General features: G+C 45.1%; 23 protein-coding genes and 1 pseudogene. 9 read left to right on the top strand and 15 right to left on the bottom strand.

Annotated elements, in window-relative coordinates:
* Positions 1-169: 169 nt before the first annotated feature.
* The 4 genes from QUB51_RS05625 to hetR all read left to right on the top strand — a co-directional run bounded on the left by QUB51_RS05625 (position 170) and on the right by hetR (position 4885).
* Positions 170-1963 carry an FAD-dependent oxidoreductase gene (locus tag QUB51_RS05625; protein ID WP_333210360.1) on the top strand — a complete coding sequence of 598 codons (1794 nt, stop codon included), beginning with the start codon at positions 170-172 and terminating at the stop codon, positions 1961-1963.
* A gap of 105 nt (positions 1964-2068) precedes the next feature.
* A complete protein-coding gene (gene patX, locus QUB51_RS05620) occupies positions 2069-2296 on the top strand; it encodes a heterocyst-inhibiting protein PatX (RefSeq protein WP_333053385.1) in 228 nt (75 codons plus the stop codon).
* 602 nt (positions 2297-2898) lie between these two features.
* On the top strand, positions 2899-3126 hold the full coding sequence (locus tag QUB51_RS05615; protein ID WP_333053386.1) for a hypothetical protein: 228 nt from the start codon (positions 2899-2901) through the stop codon (positions 3124-3126).
* Between the two features lie 853 nt (positions 3127-3979).
* The gene (hetR, locus tag QUB51_RS05610) at positions 3980-4885 is read left to right on the top strand and encodes a heterocyst differentiation master regulator HetR (RefSeq protein ID WP_333210401.1); all 906 of its coding nucleotides are present in this window, start codon (positions 3980-3982) and stop codon (positions 4883-4885) included.
* Positions 4886-5183: 298 nt separating this feature from the next.
* Here hetR and QUB51_RS05605 read toward each other — a convergent pair whose 3' ends face one another.
* Positions 5184-6050 (bottom strand): TIGR00297 family protein, encoded by an 867-nt coding sequence (locus QUB51_RS05605; RefSeq protein ID WP_333260231.1) that lies wholly within the window; start codon positions 6048-6050, stop codon positions 5184-5186.
* An 11-nt stretch (positions 6051-6061) separates the two neighbouring features.
* Between QUB51_RS05605 and QUB51_RS05600 the strand changes: the two genes are divergently transcribed.
* Complete coding sequence (locus tag QUB51_RS05600) at positions 6062-6493, top strand: VOC family protein (protein WP_333053389.1); 432 nt, start codon at positions 6062-6064, stop codon at positions 6491-6493.
* Positions 6494-6526: 33 nt separating this feature from the next.
* Here QUB51_RS05600 and QUB51_RS05595 read toward each other — a convergent pair whose 3' ends face one another.
* From QUB51_RS05595 to QUB51_RS05580, 4 genes are all read right to left on the bottom strand, one after another.
* Complete coding sequence (locus QUB51_RS05595; protein WP_333053390.1) at positions 6527-6979, bottom strand: HNH endonuclease; 453 nt, start codon at positions 6977-6979, stop codon at positions 6527-6529.
* Between the two features lie 2 nt (positions 6980-6981).
* Positions 6982-7254: a hypothetical protein gene (locus tag QUB51_RS05590; protein ID WP_333044472.1), complete on the bottom strand. Its 273-nt coding sequence runs from the start codon at positions 7252-7254 to the stop codon at positions 6982-6984.
* Between the two features lie 146 nt (positions 7255-7400).
* Complete coding sequence (locus tag QUB51_RS05585; RefSeq protein WP_333053392.1) at positions 7401-8012, bottom strand: alpha/beta fold hydrolase; 612 nt, start codon at positions 8010-8012, stop codon at positions 7401-7403.
* A 2-nt stretch (positions 8013-8014) separates the two neighbouring features.
* Positions 8015-8632: an alpha/beta fold hydrolase gene (locus QUB51_RS05580; protein WP_333053393.1), complete on the bottom strand. Its 618-nt coding sequence runs from the start codon at positions 8630-8632 to the stop codon at positions 8015-8017.
* 318 nt (positions 8633-8950) lie between these two features.
* Between QUB51_RS05580 and QUB51_RS05575 the strand changes: the two genes are divergently transcribed.
* Positions 8951-9412 (top strand): hypothetical protein, encoded by a 462-nt coding sequence (locus tag QUB51_RS05575; RefSeq protein ID WP_333053394.1) that lies wholly within the window; start codon positions 8951-8953, stop codon positions 9410-9412.
* 104 nt (positions 9413-9516) lie between these two features.
* Here the strand turns inward: QUB51_RS05575 and QUB51_RS05570 are convergent, their stop codons facing one another.
* Positions 9517-10674 (bottom strand): tetratricopeptide repeat protein, encoded by a 1158-nt coding sequence (locus QUB51_RS05570; protein ID WP_333053395.1) that lies wholly within the window; start codon positions 10672-10674, stop codon positions 9517-9519.
* Between the two features lie 95 nt (positions 10675-10769).
* Here QUB51_RS05570 and QUB51_RS05565 point away from each other — a divergent pair, with 95 nt between their 5' ends.
* The gene (locus QUB51_RS05565; protein WP_333053397.1) at positions 10770-10988 is read left to right on the top strand and encodes a YgiT-type zinc finger protein; all 219 of its coding nucleotides are present in this window, start codon (positions 10770-10772) and stop codon (positions 10986-10988) included.
* Positions 10989-11006: 18 nt separating this feature from the next.
* Here QUB51_RS05565 and QUB51_RS05560 read toward each other — a convergent pair whose 3' ends face one another.
* From QUB51_RS05560 to sir, 7 genes and pseudogenes are all read right to left on the bottom strand, one after another.
* A complete protein-coding gene (locus QUB51_RS05560; protein WP_333053398.1) occupies positions 11007-11759 on the bottom strand; it encodes a hypothetical protein in 753 nt (250 codons plus the stop codon).
* 53 nt (positions 11760-11812) lie between these two features.
* Positions 11813-12253, bottom strand: coding sequence for a lysozyme inhibitor LprI family protein (locus QUB51_RS05555; protein ID WP_333210353.1), 441 nt, complete (start codon positions 12251-12253; stop codon positions 11813-11815).
* Positions 12254-12404: 151 nt separating this feature from the next.
* Positions 12405-13472 (bottom strand): annotated as a pseudogene (locus QUB51_RS05550) (ISKra4 family transposase).
* A 176-nt stretch (positions 13473-13648) separates the two neighbouring features.
* Complete coding sequence (locus QUB51_RS05545) at positions 13649-13996, bottom strand: type II toxin-antitoxin system PemK/MazF family toxin (protein ID WP_333053400.1); 348 nt, start codon at positions 13994-13996, stop codon at positions 13649-13651.
* Complete coding sequence (locus QUB51_RS05540; RefSeq protein ID WP_333053401.1) at positions 13986-14216, bottom strand: hypothetical protein; 231 nt, start codon at positions 14214-14216, stop codon at positions 13986-13988. The genes QUB51_RS05545 and QUB51_RS05540 overlap by 11 nt, the downstream gene beginning before the upstream one ends.
* Positions 14217-14296: 80 nt before the next feature.
* The gene (locus QUB51_RS05535) at positions 14297-15112 is read right to left on the bottom strand and encodes an RsmE family RNA methyltransferase (protein WP_333053402.1); all 816 of its coding nucleotides are present in this window, start codon (positions 15110-15112) and stop codon (positions 14297-14299) included.
* A gap of 240 nt (positions 15113-15352) precedes the next feature.
* Positions 15353-17344 (bottom strand): sulfite reductase, ferredoxin dependent, encoded by a 1992-nt coding sequence (gene sir, locus QUB51_RS05530; RefSeq protein WP_333053403.1) that lies wholly within the window; start codon positions 17342-17344, stop codon positions 15353-15355.
* A gap of 298 nt (positions 17345-17642) precedes the next feature.
* Here sir and QUB51_RS05525 point away from each other — a divergent pair, with 298 nt between their 5' ends.
* Complete coding sequence (locus tag QUB51_RS05525; RefSeq protein WP_333053404.1) at positions 17643-17891, top strand: chlororespiratory reduction protein 7; 249 nt, start codon at positions 17643-17645, stop codon at positions 17889-17891.
* Positions 17892-18026: 135 nt separating this feature from the next.
* Here the strand turns inward: QUB51_RS05525 and QUB51_RS05520 are convergent, their stop codons facing one another.
* Complete coding sequence (locus QUB51_RS05520; protein ID WP_333053405.1) at positions 18027-18407, bottom strand: hypothetical protein; 381 nt, start codon at positions 18405-18407, stop codon at positions 18027-18029.
* Positions 18408-18513: 106 nt separating this feature from the next.
* On the bottom strand, positions 18514-19689 hold the full coding sequence (locus tag QUB51_RS05515; RefSeq protein ID WP_333053406.1) for a glycosyltransferase family 4 protein: 1176 nt from the start codon (positions 19687-19689) through the stop codon (positions 18514-18516).
* Between the two features lie 540 nt (positions 19690-20229).
* Between QUB51_RS05515 and serS the strand changes: the two genes are divergently transcribed.
* Positions 20230-21510: a serine--tRNA ligase gene (gene serS, locus QUB51_RS05510; RefSeq protein ID WP_333053407.1), complete on the top strand. Its 1281-nt coding sequence runs from the start codon at positions 20230-20232 to the stop codon at positions 21508-21510.
* The last annotated feature ends 94 nt before the right edge of the window (positions 21511-21604 follow it).

Raw genomic sequence — 21604 nt, 5'->3', positions numbered from 1 at the left:
GAAAGAGGTAATTTTAAAATCTGTAGGGTGCGCCGCCTGTGTACCCTTACATTCAATGGGCGCCAACGCCGAACATCTATCCTCTGGGTGCTTGTGGTCGCACCTTACATGATGAATGAGCCTCTTGCAATCTAAAATCTAAAATCTAAAATCTAAAATGGTATTGCCCATGTCTTCGGTCTTAAAAGCAGATGTTTTGGTAGTCGGTGGCGGCACTGGCGGCACTGCCGCAGCCGTGCAAGCAGCCCGCCGAGGGGCCAAAACTATTTTAGTAAGTGAATTCCCCTGGCTGGGAGGAATGCTGACTTCTGCTGGCGTTTCTGCCCCCGATGGCAATGAATTAGCAGCTTTTCAAACTGGTTTGTGGGGCGCGTTTCTCCGGGAACTCCAGCAGCGACAGCCGGGAGGTTTGGATTGGGGCTGGGTAAGTTTTTTTACTTACGATCCCCGCATCGGTGCTGAAATTTTTGCTGATTGGGTTAAATGTTTGCCGAACTTACAGTGGATTTCTGGACAAATCGCTCATGATGTGCTACGGGAAAGATATCGCATTTCTGGCGTTCGGTTTGCAGATTTTACTGTTTCGGCCAAAATCACTTTGGATGCAACGGAATTGGGAGATTTGCTGGCTTTAGCGGATGTTGGGCACCGCTGGGGTTGGGAATTCCAAGCCGAGTGGGGAGAACCCAGCGCGCCGGCTGCCTCTAATGCTCTCACAGAGCGTTATTCGGTGCAAGCTCCGACTTGGGTGGCAATTATGCAGGATTTTGGTAAAGGTGCGGTGGCGCCAGAAATTCCCGCGCCGCCTGTTGAGAATCTCGATCGATTTATCGGTGCTTGGGACGGTTACACTCCCGAACAATTTCTCAATTACGGCAGGCTTCCGGGGGGATTGTTGATGATTAATTGGCCGATTCGAGGTAATGATTATGGTGAAGGAGTCGATCGACTAATTGCATCTAAAGCATCTCGACAAGAATTCCTCCAAGAAAGTCTCTGGCACAGTCAAAGTTTCGCCCGCTTCATTCAAACGCAACTCGGCCCCCGCTACGGCCTTGCACAGAATATTTTCCCCCTTTCAACGATCGACAATCAACAAAATTCTTCCCTTCTTTCTTCCTTTGCCTTACATCCTTACTACCGAGAAAGTCGGCGCTTGCGGGGAGTACAAACAATCACAGAACAAGATATTTTGCCGATTGTCGGGGGCAGAGTCGCGAAGTTGCCGATAAATTCTGAGGGCATTTGTGAAACAATTGCGATCGGGAACTATGCCAACGATCACCACTACACCAGTGGCGACATTCCCTTGCAGCCAAAATCGATCCGCTGGGGCGGCCGCTGGACTGGAACTCCGTTTACCATTCCTTACAGCGCGCTAATTCCTGCGAGTACGGACGGTTTGCTAGTCTGCGAAAAAAATATTTCCGTATCTCACATCGCTAACGGTGCAACTCGCTTGCAACCGACGGTAATGAATATTGGACAGGCGGCGGGGATGGCGGCGGCTTTGTGCGCGGAATCTGGATGTCAGCCGCGGGAGTTGCCGGTGAGAGTTTTGCAGGAAGCTTTGCTGCAAGATTCCGAGGCGAGTGCGGCGGTTATTCCTTTATTTAATTTGACACGGGATCGATCGGACTGGCTCGATTGGCAACGCTATTATCTCGATCGACCCCAAGCATATCCCGCCAGCGGCGAATGTCAGGAGTCAGTAGAAAAACCAAGCAGTCAAACAGCAAATACCCACAGCCAATTTTCTGGCATTTTCCGTCGCCTCGGCGAACAAGACTGGACACTAACGCTGACAAGCCCCGCATCTGCGGCCGGTCAAACTTGGCAACTCGTGACTTTGGACTCGGAAACCGACAAATTTTTACACAATTGCGAAACCGAAAAGCCTCTGACAGTATGGGGCCGGCTGAATTCGGCAGGTGCTTGGCTGCTGGCGGTAGCAGTAGAATAGAAGAGGTGAGGTTTTTTGCAGAGATCCGAAAAATTCACAGAAATTTATCCTGATAGATCGGGGAGAGTCCGTATCAGTTAATAGACACTGACACGGATACTACCCATGCAAACTTACACACCAGTTGCTTTACTGAGTCTTTTGGACGTTACTTTGAGCGCCACTGTCGTTCGAGCCTTTGAATCCCTCGTCGGACTGCTGGAAGTTGCCACCGCTTCATACATTTTATCCGCCCAAACCGAACAAAGGGGCGATCGTTCTCCTGAAAGAGGCAGCGGACGCCGAGAGTTCAGTGAACCTAATCTTTACACTCATCAACTACAAGCATTTTAATGACATTGGACGAAAGCGATTTCCGTTATTGAGTTAGTTTCTGCCGCCCGTGTCGAGCGCTGAATCTGATTTCCTGGGATGATAGTTTTTCTGGTTTCCAAGGCAACTGCATTTCTTGTTTACAGTCATTAGGATATTCTTTTATGTGATGATAGCATATAAACCTTAAACCGCCATCTATCGAGACATTGAAGCTCGTATTTGGCGGTTTTGTATATTATTGCAACCTTCTGGGTAGTGCAATTAGGATTTTTTTTTACTGAAGCAAGAAATTTTATTTCATTTTACATCGACTTCTGGCTGCTCTCATAGATCAGATGCTACGCATCTAAAGTGTCTGTTGCTTCGGAAGGGGGAGAGGGTGAGAAAGGGAGAGGTAAAGATAATTTTCCGCTTTTTATACAATGATTTTAGGAGACAATTTAAAGGCGCGATAGCTTAACTAAAGCCTTTTTCCTTCTTTCTTTTTCCTTCTTCCTTATGATTCCTGATTCCTGATTCCTGATTCCTAATTCTCTAGTTTGATAATTTCAGGGAAATTCATCCTGATAGGCCAGGGTAAATGTCGTATCTCTAAATAGATACTGAGACGAATACTACCCATGAAAACCTACACTGCAATTGCTTTACTGAGCCTGTTGGGCATTACCTTGAGTGCCAGCGCCGCTCAAGCTTTTGAATCTCCACTCCCCATGCTCGAAACTGCCACCGCCCAATATATGTTGTCAGCCCAAACTCAACAAAAGCCCGAGCGTCCTATTAAGAGGCGAGGCAACCGCAGGGATTTTACCGAGTCTAATGTTTACACTCATCCGCTACAAGATTTCTAATCGCACTGGAGGCAAGTGATTACCACAAGTGAGTTGCTTTGGGTCGTTCATTCGATCGCTCGATCGGATTTTCTGGGATTCTAGTTTTTCAGGTTAAGCGACAACTGCACTTTTTGTGGACAGTTATTAGGAGATTTTTTTTAGTGTAAGAAATGTTAGCATATAAAGGGGGAACCGCCATCTACCTAGAGATAGATTCTAGTATGTGGCGGTTTTGTATTGAAAACGCTTCAATTAAACAAGCACTAACCACAGGCCTCGGATCATCTGGGTTTTTCAACCGATATCCCTCGCCCCCCACGCCTTATTTTGGCGTTGCACAATTTGAGGCGGATTTTTGTGGGCTGTCCCGCCTGCTGTGAAAATACAGCGGACTGGCTACGATATCCCATCCCACCAAACTATCAAAATCTTCCCGCAATTATGCAACAGCCTTATTTTAGTTGATAAAACCGGGTTTGGGCATCCATGACTATTCAAGAATTAGGGGCTCGGAGTCGCCTCAAATTCCTGGCATCGCAACAGTTATTTACCTTCTCCCCCCCACAGGTAGGGTTTAATTTTCAACCGCTGCACTATAATAAACGTGCGATAACTAACTTATATATAGGTAAACTGTCAGCGCAGAGGGTGCAGCAATCTACTTAAATTGGCCACCAATAAGAACCACTTATGCGGTGTTGATAGCCTTTAAGCCCATGCCCCTGTTACCTCAGGGAAATTAACTAACCTGAATATTAGGGTAGCTGGCAAGCTTTCCGGCGACAGTCGGCTATGCTTGATTCGGCGCTCTCGCAATAATTTAATGGAGGATGACAAAATGCCTCCTAATTTGGCTATTTCGGGGATAGTGATGAAAAATGACTCTTTGGATCTGGTCAAAAGCCTCAGCCCTAGTGCAATGGATCAGATCATGCTATATCTGGCGTTTAGCGCCATGAGAACCAGTGGGCACAGGCACGGGGCGTTTCTAGACGCGGCCGCAACGGCGGCTAAGTGTGCCATTTATATGACTTATATTGAGGAAAAAAACAACCTGCGGATGACCGGACACTTGCATCACATTGAGCCTAAACGGGTGAAGGTGATTGTTGAAGAAGTCCAGGAAGCTCTGACTCAGGGAAAATTGCTGAAAATGTTAGGTTCGCAAGAACCTAGATATTTGATTCAGTTTCCTTATGTCTGGCTGGAACAGTATGGTTGGATGCCGGGACGCCCTCGCATTCCGGGAAACAATTTGACTGTAGATGAAAAAAAATATCTCGAAGGCAAGATTCCTCCGAATCCGCCGGATGCTCAACTGATCAATTCTTTTCAGTTTATGGAGTTGATTGAGTTTCTGCACAGGCGATCGCAAGAAGATATGTCTCCAGAAAGACGAATGCCTTTGAGCGAAGCTCTAGCAGAACACATTAAGCGGCGCTTGATCTATTCTGGGACAGTGACTCGCATTGATTCTCCTTGGGGAATGCCGTTTTATGCCCTCACTCGCGCTACTTACTCTCCGGCAGAGCAGGAAGAGCGGACATTTACTATGGTTGAGGATACGGCTAGATATTTCCGGCTGATGAAGGATTGGGCGGAAAAACAACCGAAGGTGATGCGAATTATGGAGACTTTGGATATTCCGCCGGAACGGCTCGACCAAGCCCTTGAGGAATTAGATGAAATTATTCGCAATTGGGCCGATCGCTATCACAAGCGGGGCGAACCGACGATGATTTTACAAATGGTTTTTGGGCCGCAAGACGACGCTTAGTTTGATTAACTATTAATCATTAGTCATGAGTTGATTGCTTGAGACTAATGACTAATGATTAATAGCTAATAGCCCTGGACGGCGCGAGCGACTTTTTTTCCAAAAATACTGCGTTATATCATGTCCGATCGAGTGACCGCGATTAAAATGGCGGGTTTTTGAGATTGTCAATTATTGGCAGATATTTTTCCTGAACCCGCCCCTACCGTATTAGGGGTAATCGACCGGACATAATATTAATCGTTGGAATTGTCGTAAAAAACCAAGTTGATTGGGCCGCGAATGCGTCCCGGATTAACTAAGTTAAAAAAGCTCTCCATGTCGCCGCTAAAATAATCGCTGCGATCGCTCCTATGAGTGTATTAAAAAAATTTACCACCTCGTTGGTCAGCCACTCAAACTTTGATTGCACCGTCGCCCCAATCACGCTCTCGATGTTCGTGGCAATAAAAGCCGCAATAACACAAAAAACAATTCCTGTCAAGTCAATTAAACCGACGGCCCAACTCAAAAGCGCAATCAAAATTGAGCCGACAATACCTGCGATCGTTCCTTCCAAACTTACTGCCCCTTCCGTACCCCTGGGTACAGGTTGCAAGCTGGTAATCAAAAAAGTCCGCTTCCCGTAAGCTTTGCCGATTTCGCTGGCGCAGGTATCGGAAAGTTTGGTGCAAAAACTCGCCGCGTAACCCAGCAATAACAGGGAAATAGCATCTTGTGGCACAGGCATCTTGCCTGTGTCTGCTAAAACAGACATCTTGCCTGTCTCTCCTAAAACAGACATCTCGCCTGTATCTCCTAAAATAGATAATGCCAAAACTCCCAAAGCGCAAAGAGTAGCGGTTAAAGCCGAACCCCAGACATTTTCTGGGCCTCTGGCGCCTGAACGCTTTTCGGCTATGCCTTCTGCTTCTTTTTGGGCTTTGCCGATGCGCGTAACTCCCGATCCGACAAGAAAGTAAAACATCACGACAGCATAGCCTTGCCATCCCAAACAGCCCCAGATGAGGACGCCCAATACCCAGCCGTGAAATTGCCCAGCAGGAGTGAGCAATTTTTTAGGAGCAATGGTGGCGATCGTGAGTAAAAATGTATTTAGGGCGATCGCCACCAACCAAGGATTAGACCAAGATAAATAATTAAAGAACAATTCTGAATTCGGCATTTAGTACCTCCATGAACCAAGTCTTATTTCATCTTGCCTTTCCCGTGACCGATATTGCCCAAACCAAAGCGTTCTACGTAGACGGGCTCGGCTGCGACCTAGGTCGCGAATCGCCAAATTCTGCGATTATGGGCTTGTGCGGCCATCAAATTGTCGCCCACGTCAGCCACGAACCTTTGACGCCTCAGCGAGGCATCTACCCCCGGCATTTTGGGTTAATTTTTACTTCCGAAGCTGACTGGGAAGCGTTGCTAGAAAAAGCCCAGCAAAACAAGTTAAATTTCTATCAAGAACCGAGACGGCGATTTGTCGGTTTGCCTACAGAACACCGTACTTTCTTCTTAGAAGATCCTTTCCACAATATACTTGAGTTCAAGTATTATTGTGAAGCTGAAGCAATTTTTGGTCGCAGCGAATACGCTGAAGTTGGCGATGCTGTTTGATTGCTGCGCGAAATAACAACCAGTTGCAGCATATCAACTTTCGGATTGAATCAAATCACCTGCTGGTGGATGTCGCCCTATAGCTTTGTCAGCAGTACGAATATTAATAACTCTTTCTCGATTTAAGACTAATGCTGTAACTGTAGCTCGTCCAATTGTAGTTAAACCAACTATTGATAATCCATCCGCCGACCAAATAAAATGTTCGTTCCAGGTATCTAGTCTGGGATTAAACAATGGTACTTCTACACTCGACTGGGTATCTATGGCTGTAGTTTTATCGGATTTTTGACGGTTGCAATGAAAGCAAGCTAGTGCCAAATTGTCAATATTGTTACTCCCTTTTTTAGTGAGAGGAATGATGTGCTCGATCGTAAACTCTACATACTGCCATTGTTCGGAAGCATGGCAATATTCACACAGACAGTTTGCTCTCTGACGAACTTGATTTTGGATATTCTCAGGAATTTGACGGCGAGCTGACATTTCTATACTGTAGGCTGAATCTGGCCCAAGAAAAGATTGCGGACAGTTCGATTGACAAAACTGAGGTAATCGTCGATTTCTTCGTAAAGATTCAGTTCTTGGTCTTCTTCGGGATTGAGTTGCAAATTTTGTTGTTTTTCCAACAGTTCTTCTATGCGATTTTTGACTGTTGTAGAGGCTCGAAAAATCGGTATTCCTTCCACTAATTCAATGCGAACGGCTCCTTCTATAGGCAGAGTGTCTCGCAGCTTTTCCAGTTTTGGCAGGACGATCATAATTGTTGATTTTATGGGTGTCAATTAAGATTATATCAATAAATTTTAAATCCGTCTAGCTAGACTCGAAAATACCGAAGACCGAACCCCTACTTTTAAAAAAAAAATCGAGGTTTTCAAAGCAGAGCGTTTTACTTTACAGCCAGCTATTTATCAATCTTTAATGGTTCTGACAGTGCTTCAGCGACCGCTTTTAAACTGCTGGAATGCCTCGCCATCATGGCATGGGCAAAAACCGACAATTTTACTTCTTTGGCAACAGATATTTGGGAACTAGAAGCCGGTACGATGATGAAATCCCAATCTGTCCAAATCGAAGTAAAATTGAGCTTTTCCAACAAGGCAGAATCTCGATTTAAATCTTCCAGAAAAGCACTGCCGGGACGCATTTGGATACAGCCTTTTCCCCAGAGAGTGTAAGCCATCCAAGTACCGCTGTGAGGAGAAGATATGGCAATAAAGCGCTGCACTCTGTTAATGCCGCCTAACCTTTGCAGGTAGTAGCGAGTTACTAAACCGCCCATGCTCAATCCTACTATATCTAGATGCTGTTCGGGCGCAAAGGTTTTGTCTATATAATCTGCTATTTGTTGGGCTAATTCGTCTATGCTGGCGTTGCCCCAATGGGGCGAGAGATTGAGGGTGTAGACTGACCATCCCAGTTGGGTCAGGTAGGCAGACATTTTGTGAAAAATTCCCGATTTTCTGAAGATTCCGTGAATTAGCAAGACTGGGTTGCGGCTGAAATTGCTATTCATTTTTAAGTGGGAATTTTATTTTCTATAGGTGCTTTGAGTTCTTCAACTATTGCGTTAATACTTAGGGGTTCTGTCACCATTTGGCGGTGCAGCAAAACGTTGACTTTAACTTCTTTACCTACTGGCATTTGGGAGCTGTTCGCCGGTACAATCATTATGTCAAATGGCGTCCACATTGATGTAAAGTTTATGCGTTTGAGCATTGTCACATCTTGATTTAAATCGCGCAGCAAGCCACTATCGGGGCGCATATCCAGGTATCCTGGTAGGCGTAGGGAATAGGCGGTGAGGGTGCCGTGGTGGGGGGAAGAGAGGGTGATGAAACGCTGTACGCGGTTGATTCCTCCGAGTCGCTGGACGTAGTAGCGGCTGACGATGCCGCCCATGCTGTAGCCTACTATGTCTAAAGATTGTTCTGGGTCGAAGGTTTCAGAGATGTAGTCTGCGAGTTGCTTGGCGAGTAAGTCGAGGCCGAGGCTACCGTCGTTGGGGGTGAGGTTGAGGCTGTGGACTGACCATCCAAGTTCGGTGAGGCGGGCGGACATTTTGCTGAAAATCATCTTTGTGTCCCAGATGCCGTGTATCAGGATGACGGGATTGCGATCGAGCGAACTGTTCATTTGAAAAGAAAATTGCTTGCTAATTACAGCATAAATCACTCCCCTAGGGAGTTTTACCCGTACTAGGACAGCTAGCGAATCGGATCGAGGTACGATCGACAATGAGTGGGAATCCCTAACAAATTCTGAGATACTTTGTAAATAAGTGCAAAGCAGTGCGAGTATTTATACCTAAAATTTGCTTTGATGAGCTAGCTTAGATACAGCAAAATGTAAATTTTGATTAAGAAATGTAGACAAAAGTTGCCTTACCTCGTAGTCTAATTTTGTTGACAAGCTTGTAAAAATTTCTCTAAAAGAACAAAAGGAGTAAGTCTAATGTTTGGTTTTATCAAAAATTTCTTCGGCGGTATTTTCGGCTTTTTCGGCAGACTATTGGGCTTGAAAAAGTCTGAATATTTCCTAGATTTGGGCGAATCTGGAACGAAGGAACCAGCAAAAGTTGCGCCTGCGAAGGCTGAGCCTGTTGCGATCGCACCGGCAAAAGTTGAGCCTGTTAAGTCTGAGAAGTCTGAGAAGTCTGAACCTGCTAAGAAGGCTAAGGTAGAGAAAAAGTCTAAGAAAGACAAGGAACCAGTCGCTAGCGTTCCTGCTAATACTCCCGAACCTGCGAAGGTACCTGCGGTTGCAGCAACTAACGGCAAAGTGCCGAGTCAAGCTGAACCGAATCGGACTTTTGCTCCTAATAATTTAATGCCGACACCAACTGGAAGTCGTCGGAGCCCTGGCCCCAGCATGAACAATTTCCGGGAAATGGCTCGTCAGGTGAAAACGAAGTAGGAAATTGGGAATTGATAATAGGGAATTGGGCATGGGATAATTCCCAATGCTGGCGTTAACAATTTAAAAATGGGATTGCTCATTTTTAATTTTAACTATTTGTTCTATTCCCTATTTTCTGAGTTTCTGAGGAAGGCTAATCCGCTGTATAGCTGAAAAGCTGAGTCCCAAGGAGTTTCGGATTTGCGCTCGACTTCTATATGAGATTCGATCTTGCTCAACATATTAGTGTAATCGAGCACTGTCTCGGCAAAGGGCGTAAATTCTGACCAAACTGTAACGTCAAGCTGGCGATCGAATATTTCCAATAAGTTATTCCAGTTAATTCTGGTGGTACTTTGAGGAATTTGTTGAGAGTTTTTGACTGTCGATGTTTTGTTTTTCGGGTTCGGTGAAGTGGGAAGTTCGGCTGAAACTTTGGTAAAGTCAACTCCTTGTTGAAATTCGTAACTTTGGTCGCAAATTCGCAGAATGCAGTTTCTGCTGGGAATGTGTAAGTCACAGATTTGAGCGTAATCTTGCCGGATTTCTCTGTGGCGAAATTGATCCTTTCTTCGGTTGGGCGAGTAGTCCATGACTTCGATGAACATCGGCAACAAGCCTTCTACTCTTTGGGTAACTTCTGACCAGCTAAATTCGATCGCACCGAGTCGTGAGAGTTTATCTTTGCAAACAACGGCTGGAGAAGAGAGAGACTGGAAGTGTTGCACTCGGAAGATTTGGATTTTTTGAATATCGCTTAAGGTTGCCCAAAATACGGGAATGCCGGCGTTGAGGAGTTCTTGACCGTAAATTCGCAGTTCGGCGATGGGGCCAGTTTTGTAGAGTCTCCAGCCGCGGCTTTGGATTTGCATCCGGGTGGTGTAGGCGTCGATTTTAAAGATTCTGCTGATATTTTGTACGACTGCGGCTTTGTTTTCGGGACTCACGGGTTCGAGGATGAGGAGTCCGGGTTCGAGGTTGCTGGGGTCGTTTTTAGCAGTTTCTATGGCTTGTTGGCGGAGGTTTTGTTGTGCGGTTTCAATCCGTTGAATAGCTTGGCGGGTCTGGGAGACGATTTTGGGGTTGGTGATGTCGCGGAGTATTTGTTTGTAGGTTGTTTGGGCTTTTTCGAGCTTGTTGGTGAGTTCGTAGTAGCGGGCGATATAGTATTGTACCCACGGATTTTCGGGGGAGTCTTTTTGTAGTTTTTTGATGAGTTGGGCAGCTTGTTTGTATTCTTTACCATCGAGGGCGGCGACTATTTCTTTGATGTCTGTCATGGCGATTGGGGGAATGGCGTTGTTTCTATCTTGGCTGATGTTTGGGTGGTTTCGCCACTGGTTAAAAAATTTTGCTGTTGTGTTAACTTATAGATATGATATGCCGGAAAGAAACAATGGTGGAACAAAAAGTAACTTACACGCTTGAAGTCAATGGTAAGTTTATTATCATTGAAAATGTTCCTGCTAGAGTGTGTGTGGAAACGGGAGATCGCTTTTTTTCACCTGAAACTGTGGAACAGTTGCAAAAGATGATTTGGGAAGAGAGAAAGCCTATTAGGGTGATTAAAACACCTGTTTTTGAGTTTGCTTAGCACTTGGTTTAAATTGAGTTAAAGCTGATTGGAATTAACGCTTAATGTGTAAGTACCTTTGCTTGTGCGATCGCCTCCTTTAACAACTATTTTATAAGTGCCGTTACTAGGCAATTTTACGGTGAGTTGAGACTCTCGGCGATTCTGGGAGTTGCCTGTTTTTTGGGCAATATTTTTGCCGCTGGTGTCGAACAGTGTTATGTTGTGGTCGAATGCTCTGCTTTTGAGGTCGATCGTCATAGATTGACCTGCGCGTCCTTGAAAGGTGTGTTCGCTCTTGTCGCCGTCTTTGAGGGTTCCCCGCTGCTGTAGGAGGGAAAGGGATGTGAGTTTTGGTCGATCGACATTGCTCAATTCTAAGCCGTAATTGGTCATGGGTACATCGAGGCCATTTCCGTTTCTGACTGCGATGATAAAGGCTGTTTTGTTGTTGGGGTCTCGGACTATTTTGTCAATAAATTGGGATTGTATTTGTTTTGCTGTTAGAGGTTTAGGTTGGTTGAAGTTGGGTTGTGAGGTACAGAAAAGCACGGATCCGTCTAGATAGCGGGCGGCGTAGAACCAATAGTTTTGACCGTTAGTTGTAAATTCGTTTCTGCTAAAGATAGTGAATCTTTCAAGTTGCGGTAATTGCTGGTTGCTCTGGCAATTTTTATCGATGTATATTTCGTTGGCTGATGGCTGTCGCTGGGCGAAAACTGCTGGGACGGTGGTGGTGACAATTGCTGAGATGAGGGTGAGGGTGAGGGGGAAGGGCGATCGGGTTTTCATAAATACTTGTTTCTATTTATTGTTGTCAGGTATTGTACGCTGTACTTCCTATTCTATCTCTGTTTTAAATACTTTTCTAATTCCGCAGTGCGCTGTTTCGTCATGCGATCCAAACATTCATTGAGGAAACCTCCATAACCCGTACCGCCACGATTTTTATAAACTTCAAATTCACAGGTTTTATCTCTTAACTGAATCCACCCTAATTGTGCTTCGGAAAGTTGCGCCCGCTCTTCGCCGCTCAATTGGGAAATCAGTTGTTTGTAAATCTCGTTCAGTCGTTTATCCGAGGCTTCGTAATTCAACCGAATACAAGCTCTGACTTGCACATCTCCTTGCGGGCGATCGCAATTAATCTGTTGAGCAATGGGAAAGCTCGGAGATTGTGCAGAAACTGATGTTGTACTGAAAATTGCTACAAGCGCGTGAAGCGAAGCTATCCCGTAGGGAATCGACCAAAAGCGCGATCGACCTTTCCTCAACTCTATTTTCATGACTCGTCAACCCATTTATCTGATAATTCCTCTTAACACGAGACAGAGTGGATTTGATTAATTTAAGTATTTTTTTATATTTAAGCTGTCACGCATTTAAATTGCATATTCAGGGCGGGCTAGACGGGTGCATCTCACTTTGGCAAATACATCAAATTGAAAGTTGACCGTTGAGATAAGCACAGCGAAGAGAAAGGATAGAGGGAACGCTCTCAATTTTCCATTGCGCTCCTGATATTTTCACCCTGAACCCAATTCGTTTAATAATTGATTCAACTGTTCCCGAACCAATCGAACTTATGGACTCCTCTTTATAGTATTGGTAGTTGACTATTCGGCAGCGATGGGTCTCTAAATAGTTACAAAATATTTTAAATCCTTTTTTTGTCATCTCTTTAAATAGATTGATAACTTCATCTATTTTACCTTGCCACAACATATTTTCTGCTAACTTTAAACGTTTTAGCGAACCTCCTACCTTGTAAAGATTTTCTTTCAGATGATACCAATCTAAGATTTCTTGTCTTTGTTCAGTATCTCCTATTTCTTTAAATATGTTCCAAATTCCGGCATGACCATCTCCTAAACAATACATAGGATGTAGTAATTTTTGGCTATTAGTCCAATCAATTAAATCTTGATTATTTTGAAAAAATGCTCCCGAATAAACATTATCTAAACAAATGGCTTTATAGTCTTTCCAATAACACCCCTCGCCTTTGGTTTCGTTGCGTAGCCTGACTTTCCCGCCATCTAATGTAATTTCTTGGACTCCTTGTTTAGATGTAGGTAATTCAAATTCTTGTCGTTTGACTAATCTGTGTAATGTACTATGAGAGACTTTGACCCCCGTGAAAATTTCTAAATCTTTTTCTGCCATTTGATAAGATTCGTTGGCACTGATTAAAAGACAGCATTTTTCCATCATTGGACTGAATTGACTATACGCTTTCAATCCAAAATATTTCGCTTGATTGTCTGTAATTTCGAGCGAACCGACTATTGATTTTCTTTTTCTGGATTTTCCTGTTTGAATCCCTGATACTGCTGAAAAAAAAAGCTACCTAGTTCTGGTCCCACTTGTTCTAGCATTTTCTGACGGAGAGATTTTTCTATGCTGTCAAAACTTTCTAACAGGCGTTGGATCTGTATTTCTGTAAAGAATGGATGCTGCCGCTTTTAAGTAGGCTTTTAGCTGTTCTTGGTCTGAGGGTGTCATTTTCTTTACCTCATATTTTTTGGCAATTTTACTAGCTTTTCCATTTTAACCCTTTTGCGACATATTCGCCAAAGTGAGATGCACCCGGCTAGACGGCCCACCCCACAAGAATTAGATTGTTTTTTGACATTCTATTTAAATGCACAACAGCTTACTGAATTAAAACGCCTTTTTTATCAGATTCCAAAAGTGTGCTTGAGTGCTGCATCCACTGCCACCATATCCGACAAAATACCAATTTTGCGATCGATTTCAACTTCTAGAAGAGTCACAAGATTGTCTGTCATAATTACCGAGTCAGCTAGCAATCCCGTTTGCTGCCCTTCCGGTGTTGCTAGGGAAACAAAAACCCGGCTTGGGTGTCCTGAACGGGCTAAGTTGCTAGTAATCATTGCCGTAATTGTTTGCCCTAAACCAGTCCCCAGATTATTAGCTTGAACTATCAAAGCTCGACGGCGTTTCGCAGTACGCAAATCCGAGCTGGGAAACAAAACCAAAACCACATCACCGCGACTATAAGGCATCGTAAGCATCCATCTCCGGTAGTTCCCAATCAGGAGCAAATCTACTCAACCGAACCCGTAAATCTGCTGCTTCTTCCTGGTTGATACCGCGAGATTGCAAGTTTACTAACCCTAATTTTGGCATAAAAGTAACAATAACTTGCGCTTCTTCTATGTCGGCAGGCATTTCCAATAACTCAATTTTGCCATTTCGGTATATCCCCTCTACTGACTGTAACATATTACTCCTCTGATAATTATCTATTTACATTTTAACTGCGATCGCCAAACCCATCAAGTCTCCGATCGGCTTGGTGGATATTAGCACTTCTCAAAGGCCGCGCCAACTAAAGACAAAGCCACAATCGGAGCTGTCACCGCTCTCAGAATTCTACTCCCCAAAGAAACAGCTTCAAAACCAAATTCGATCGCCCTTTCCACCTCACCCTCAGTCCATCCACCCTCCGGGCCCGTTGCTATTACTATCGATAATTCTCCCCCAGGGGGCGGGCACGGGGACACCGCCCCTACAAAATGGGGTTCTAATTCTTGCTCCCCCCTTACCAAGGGGGGCTGGGGGGGTTCTAAATTACCCAACAAACAATCCCACAAATGCCGATTTTCCCCGCGAGCAACACAAATAAATCGATATTTTTGACCGCAATTTTTCACAGCAAAATCAAACGAAATCGGCTCGAAAATAGTCGGCACAAGTTGACGTTCCGACTGTTCCGCCGCCTCCGCAGCAATTCTTCTCCACCGATCGACTTTTTGATCGCTTGGTTTGAGCAAAGTTCGATCGCTCGTTACGGGCACAATACTTGCCACACCCAACTCCGTCCCCTGTCTCACAACCTCGTCAAAGGCGTTTCCCTTGGGCAATGCAGCCATCAAAGTTACTGCCACGGGTAGCTCCCTGTCCACCGCAATCTCCTCTGCTATCGAGGCAAATAACCCGCTTTCCTGGGCTTCTAAGACTGCTAACCACCAGTGTCCCCGGCCGTCCATTGCAATAAATCGATCGCCCGGTTGCAAACGTAGCACTCGATTTAAATAATGCTGTTGTTCTCTAGTTAGGTCGATTTGGCGATCGCAAATTTGAGCTGCTGTAACTGCTAATCTTTGTAGTTGAGGCATTGAATTGGGATTGTTCGTTTTCTATTAGAGATTTTTTTTATTTAACCGCAGAGAACGCAGAGAACGCAGAGGAAGAGAGAATGAGAGGGGATAGGCAGGGGGAGTTTCAATTGTTCAAAAAACTATAAAGGCAAAGCATCTACAACCGGAATTATTTTACAAATTCAAGTTTTTTTCTGCAAATGCTCTGCCTTTATATTACTTTTGCCAGAAGTCTATTGAATACTATCGAAAATCGGCTTATCCTTCCTCCTTAATCTTCTTTAAATAAGTGGAAATCGCTTCTGTAGCTAGCTGCGTGATCGGCTTGCCCTGACGGGCTGCTTCTTCCTTGAGCTCGTTGTAGATTTCATCGCGGACGCTAATTCGACGGCGGACTTTGCCGCCGCCAGCAGTGGCAGTCTCGTTTTCATCGCCGTTACTAGACGTAACTTCTAATTCATTTATCTCAGTTGTCATCGAGTCAGCAGATTGGTAGTTGGTTACAAATTGACGGATAGATTCTAACCCGACGCGATCGCAAAAATTGCCAAAACTCTCGCTCAGTTGCCGTTTTTGCTTGAAATAAACAAAAATCGGCTCCAGAAAAGCTTCAAAATCCTTGACGTGCAGCTTTTCCTCAATGGGTTTTGCCAGCCGCGTTTGGTCGGGAGAACCGCCCAGCCAAATCTGGTAGGATTCCGGGGAACTCCCGACAAACCCCAATTCTGCCATATAAGGACGGGCGCATCCATTTGGGCAACCAGTCATCCGCACCACAAAATGCTCGTCTGCCAAGCCAACTTTGGTCAAAAGTGCCCGAATTCGCTCTAAAATGCTGGGAATCACGCGCTCAGACTCGGTAATCGCTAACCCGCAAGTCGGCATTGCTGGACACGCCATCCCATAGCGCACTAGGGGGTCGAGATCAGTTTCTCGCTGAATGCCGCATCGATGGAGTATTCCCTGAATTTCTTCTTTAACATCCGGCGAAACATCGTAAATCAGCACGTTTTGGTGTGGCGTCGCCAGTATCGGCAAGTTGTACTTCTGCACGATTTCCCGCAAAGCTGTTTTTAGCTGAAATGAACCTTCATCCTTGATCCGGCCATTATCCACGGAAATGCCGACAAACAGTTTGCCGTCTCCTTGTTCGTGCCAGCCCAAGAAATCCAAATACTTCCACTCTGGCAGCGGTTTAAAGGCTTCTAGCGGCTTGCCAAAATATTCGGCTACTTTTTCGCGGAACCACTGTACGCCTTTGTCGTTAATCAGGTATTTCAGCCGCGCGTGCCGTCTGTCTGTGCGATCGCCGTAATCTCTCTGGGTTGCTACAATTGCCTTGACCAAATCGTAAACATCGTCCTTGGCCACATAGCAAATCTCATCCGCAACCCGCGCAAAAGTCTCTTCTTTGTTGTGAGTACGGCCCAAACCGCCGCCAGCAAACACGTCAAAACCTTGCAACTCGCCAGCTTCATTGGTAATTACCACCAAGCTCAAATCCTGAGAGTACAAGTCAATTGAATTGTCTCCCGGCACGGTAACGGAACACTTGAACTTGCGCGGCATATAATGGCTGCCGTAAATCGGTTCTTCTTTGTCGTCGCTAAAGATTGTGCCGTTGCCGTTTTTCTGTCTCGCGGCCTTGACTGCGGGGTCTTCCTCGGCTGAAACAGCTTTTTCGCCGTCCAACCAAATTTCGTAATAAGCACCGGTTTGCGGTGTCAGCAAATCGGCTACATTGTTGGCGTATTGCAGCGCATACTGGTATTCTGGGCGATTTTTGTACGGTGCTGGCGGTGCCATGACGTTGCGGTTCAAGTCGCCGCAAGCTCCCAAGGTTGACCCCATATTTTTAATAATTGAGGAAAACACTACTTTAAGATTTTTTTTCAACACGCCGTGCAGTTGGAAACCTTGGCGCGTTGTAACGCGGATCGTGTGGTTGCCGTATTCTTCAGATAGCTTGTCTAGGGCTAGGTATAATTGCGGCGGAGTGAACCCGCCGGGATTGCGGGTGCGGAGCATGAACTGATAGTCTTTTTCTTGTCCTTTAACTCGATTGTCGCGGTTGTCTTGCTGGTACGAGCCGTGAAATTTGAGAATCTGAATCCCCTCTTCGGTGAAGTGGGTAGTTTCTTGTAACAGTTCAGTCGCAACGGGTTCTCGTAAATAGTTGCTGCGTTCTTTCAGACCTTCTGATTTAGAGGGTTTGCGCGCAACAGGGGTTGAAGTGGAAGATGTGATCATGGGAATGTATAGTGCCAGTTATAATTAGATACAGCCGATCGAATATTTCTTGACAATTTGACACTTGACAAATTTGCACTTGACAAATCTCCTCAGAAATGCTGTGTCGGATCTGTTGACAACTCGGTTAACAAGTAAGTTAACAAGTAAGTTAATAACGGTAATCCGCTAGGAATTCTGATGTTGTTCAATTGTAACACGATCGAGCCGGGGCTGAAAAATTGTAATTAAGAGTTTATACTTTCGATCGCTTAAGTTTACGAAACTTTAGAAATAATTAACCTCAACCTTTGAAACTATGTCACTGTATGACGAAGACACTTTTGTGGTGTTAGAAACAAACCAGCCAGAGCAGTTTTTGACGGCGGCGGAACTGTTAGAAAAGCTGAAAGCCGTCTTAACCGAGAAACACGAAGATTTGCCGCAGGAGGTGAATAAAATATCTGGCGTGGAAGATCAAGCCAAGTATTTGATTGATACTTATTGTGAATTAGATGTCGGGCCTGGAAATTTTTTGCAGTGGTATGCAGTGCGCTTGGAAAAGTAATTTTGGGAATTGGTTGTTAGTTATTGGTTATTGGTTATTGGTTATTAGAGCCAACAACTAAGAACTTAACAACTAACAACCAAAAACTACTGACAAGTAACAAGTAACAAATAACCAATAACCAATAACAACTAACTATTCTTCTAACTGTTGAACCGATGATACTTCAACTGCGGTAACATCGATCGTACCGGGCGGTGTCAAGCGACTAAAATGACCTTCCTCTATTTTCAGAGGTTCGCCACAGTTGGCACACTGAAGCTGAGTTTGATTTAAGGCTGTAAATTCGTATTGACAAACTGGACACTTGTCCTCAATTAAATTGCTTTTCAGCCACCACTGAAGCGCGAAAAATGCAACCACAGGCGTCAGCAACAAAAAAGCTACTAAAATCAACACTGATTTAACTATCCAACCCAAACCAATAGACACCAACAAATACGCGATGCCCAGCAGTATCAGCCAATTGCTAATACGGGGTAGCTTGAAAGATATTTTGGGGGTGCCTTGGTTCACGGTGGTCTCCTTGGGTGTCTTTGCAGGTAGGCATAACTCTATCCTACTCAGAAATTCAGGCGGTCGATCGAGTTAATTTTCCCATTGTACACCCAGAAACCGCTCTCTACGGCATAAGCTGATCTGAGTCAGAGGGTTGAAAAATTCCTAGTAAGGATTGACAAAGGGATTCAAAACTAAATCTTGCCAGGGTTTGTTCCCTCAACCAATGGCGATCGCACCTTTTATCCTCTCCTCGCAGCATTTCCACACAAGCAACCGCTACTGCTGCCGAATCTCGGTGAGGAACTCGCCACCCCAGTTTACCATCTTGCAGCGGATCTGCCGACCCGTCCGCGTCTCCCGCCAGCACGGGTACTCCGCAAGCCAGCGCTTCCAAATAAACTATACCGAACCCTTCCTGGGATGGCATTACATAAGCATCGGCTAACTGGTAATATGCTGGTAATTTTTCTGTCGCTACAAAACCCGCAAATATTACTCTTTCGCTAACTCCCAAATCATCAGCGAGTTTGGCTAATCTAGATCGATCGTCTCCCCGTCCAATAACTAAGTATTTCACATTGGGAAACGTTTTTGCTATTTGTGGCAAAGCTTGAATTGTGACATCGACGCCTTTGTAAATATCCGTCGATCGCAATCTGGCTACAGTCATCAATATTTTAGCACCAACCAAATTGTACTGCTCTAATAAATCCTGTGGCTTCCGCCCAGTGGTAAATATATTTTCATCTACCGTACAAGGCACTATTTGGAATTTTTCGTGATTTAAATTGTTAATTTCGCAAGTACGCGCGGCGAAGCTATCCCGTAGGGAATCGCGCGTGTACCTGCTAATAGTCCAAATACTGTCAGCTTGTCTCATTGCTGTTTGATATTTAGGCGGAAGCGGTTCCCAAACTTCCTTGCCATAAGTTAAAATTGTGTAGGGAATTCCCAGTGGCGGGCATAAAGTTTGAATTAGCGGTGCGAGTTTGATGTGACCGCAAAAAACCCGCTGCGGTCGTTTTTGCAGCAATCGAGTTAGTAATACTGTAGCAAAATTAAGACGACCAAACCAGAGATTCTCGGTTTTGAGATAATAAAATTTCAGATTTTTTGAGTTGTAAGGATTGTTGCAGTCTTCGGAATCTCGCAACAGCAAAACTTCAGCTTGCGGGGGCGAGTTTGTCCCTGCGGTTATTGACTGGTAAGCTTTGAGAATATCTTTAACGTAGGATTGAATGCCGCCTTCGCTGGCAAATATTTCTAGGAAACAGAATAGGTGATTTGTCGATCGCATTTTTCGATCCAATTAAAACTCCCGCCAGATTTCGATGATGCTGGGAATTCTTCGCGCACCATAGCCTATATATAGCCTGTTGTCGAAGTAGTGCGCGCGCGATCGACTAATTTTCGGATGCGGGCGCAGCATTGGATCGAGGGAAACCATCCCCGCGCGCCACATCCGGGTAGCAAACCCCTTCTGGGGTTTTCTTTTCGGTGCGACAACAAAAAACCCCTGCCATCGCTGGCTGGGGTAGAAAATTATCAGGGTGCATCTACTAATGTGCTCAGTATAGCATGATTTGTGGGGTGTCACCCATCAGGGGTGACACCAACGACGATTATTTAATGACAATAACTTATAATCAAGGCTGTAAATGATTAACAAAGCTTGTACTTTAGACCGTATTGTCCCTGTTAATCTAAGATAGGACAGGCGCAGGAATCCTCAGAAACCCCGTTGATTCCTAGATTTATCCTTGCCAAAGCCAATATTTTCCCAGAAACCGGGTTTCTGAGCGCAAGTCCGATAAAATTTAAGATTTAGAATAAATCTGTGCTAGACCTCAAATTAATCCGAGACAACCCGCAAGCCGTGCAAGAAAGCCTCAACCTGCGCGGAGGTAACTATGAAATCGAGCCGATTTTGCAATTAGACAAACAGCAGCGGGAGTTGGAAGGCAAGCGATCGCAACTACAAGCCCGCAGCAACGAAATTGCCAAACTCATCGGTCAAAAAAGAAAATCGGGTTTACCCCTCGAATCTCCCGAAATTCAGGAACTGCAGGCAGAAGGCAACGCCGTCGGCACCGAGTCGAACGAACTGCAAGCACAGGAAAAAGACATAAAAGCTCAAATAGAAGCTTTATTGCTGCCACTGCCAAACTTGCCTGGTTCCTCAACGCCGATCGGCAAAAATGAAGAGGAAAACGTCGAAATCCGGCGCTGGGGAGACGAATATATACCCCAAAATCCCGGTATTTTACCGCACTGGGAAATCGGCGAAAAATTAGGAATTATCAACTTTGAACGGGCGGTAAAAATTGCTCAGCCCCGCTTTGTGAGCTTAATGGGAGCTGGGGCAGCCCTGGAAAGATCGATTATTCAATTCATGCTCGATCGCCACACAAAAGCTGGTTATGTAGAAGTGATTCCCCCACTTTTAGTTAACACTGAATCTCTCACAGCTACGGGTCAATTACCCAAATTTGCTGAAGAAAGTTTCAAGTGCGACCAAGATGATTTGTGGTTAATTCCTACTTCCGAAGTTCCGGTTGTCAATTTGTACAGAGGTGAAATTTTGACAGCAGAACAGTTGCCAATTTATCACTGTTCTTACACTCCTTGTTTTCGCCGGGAAGCTGGCAGTTACGGCAAAGATACGCGGGGATTAATTCGATTGCACCAATTTAATAAAGTTGAATTGGTAAAACTCGTGCATCCGAGTACCTCCGAGGCAGAGCACGAAAAGTTAGTGCAGGATGCTGAGGGAGTTTTGCAGGCGCTGAAATTGCCTTATCGGGCGATCGCGCTATGTACCGGCGACTTAGGTTTCGCGGCCGCCAAAACCTACGATTTAGAGGTGTGGCTGCCATCTGCGGGCAAATACCGCGAGATTTCCAGTTGTTCCAACGTCGCAGATTTTCAGGCGCGGCGGGCAAATATTCGCTTTAAAGAAGCGGGTAAAAAAGGCACTCAATTCGTTCACGCGCTGAACGGTTCGGGTTTAGCTGTGGGCCGGACAATGGCGGCTATTTTGGAGAATTACCAGCAGCCCGACGGGACGGTAAAAGTGCCGGAAGCCTTACAACCCTATTTGGGACGGGAAGTTTTGTAGGCTGGTTTGTGGTGCTGTTAAATCCTCAACTTCTTCCCAATCTCCATTATATCTAATCGGCGCTTCATCAGAATTATATGAGTCCGGCCGTCTA

This window comes from Microcoleus sp. AT8-A3, from assembly GCF_036705675.1.
In the GTDB taxonomy this organism is placed as follows: Bacteria; Cyanobacteriota; Cyanobacteriia; order Cyanobacteriales; family Microcoleaceae; genus Microcoleus.
Note: the sequence above shows the minus strand (reverse complement) of the source record. Positions and strands in the feature narration are given on the sequence as shown.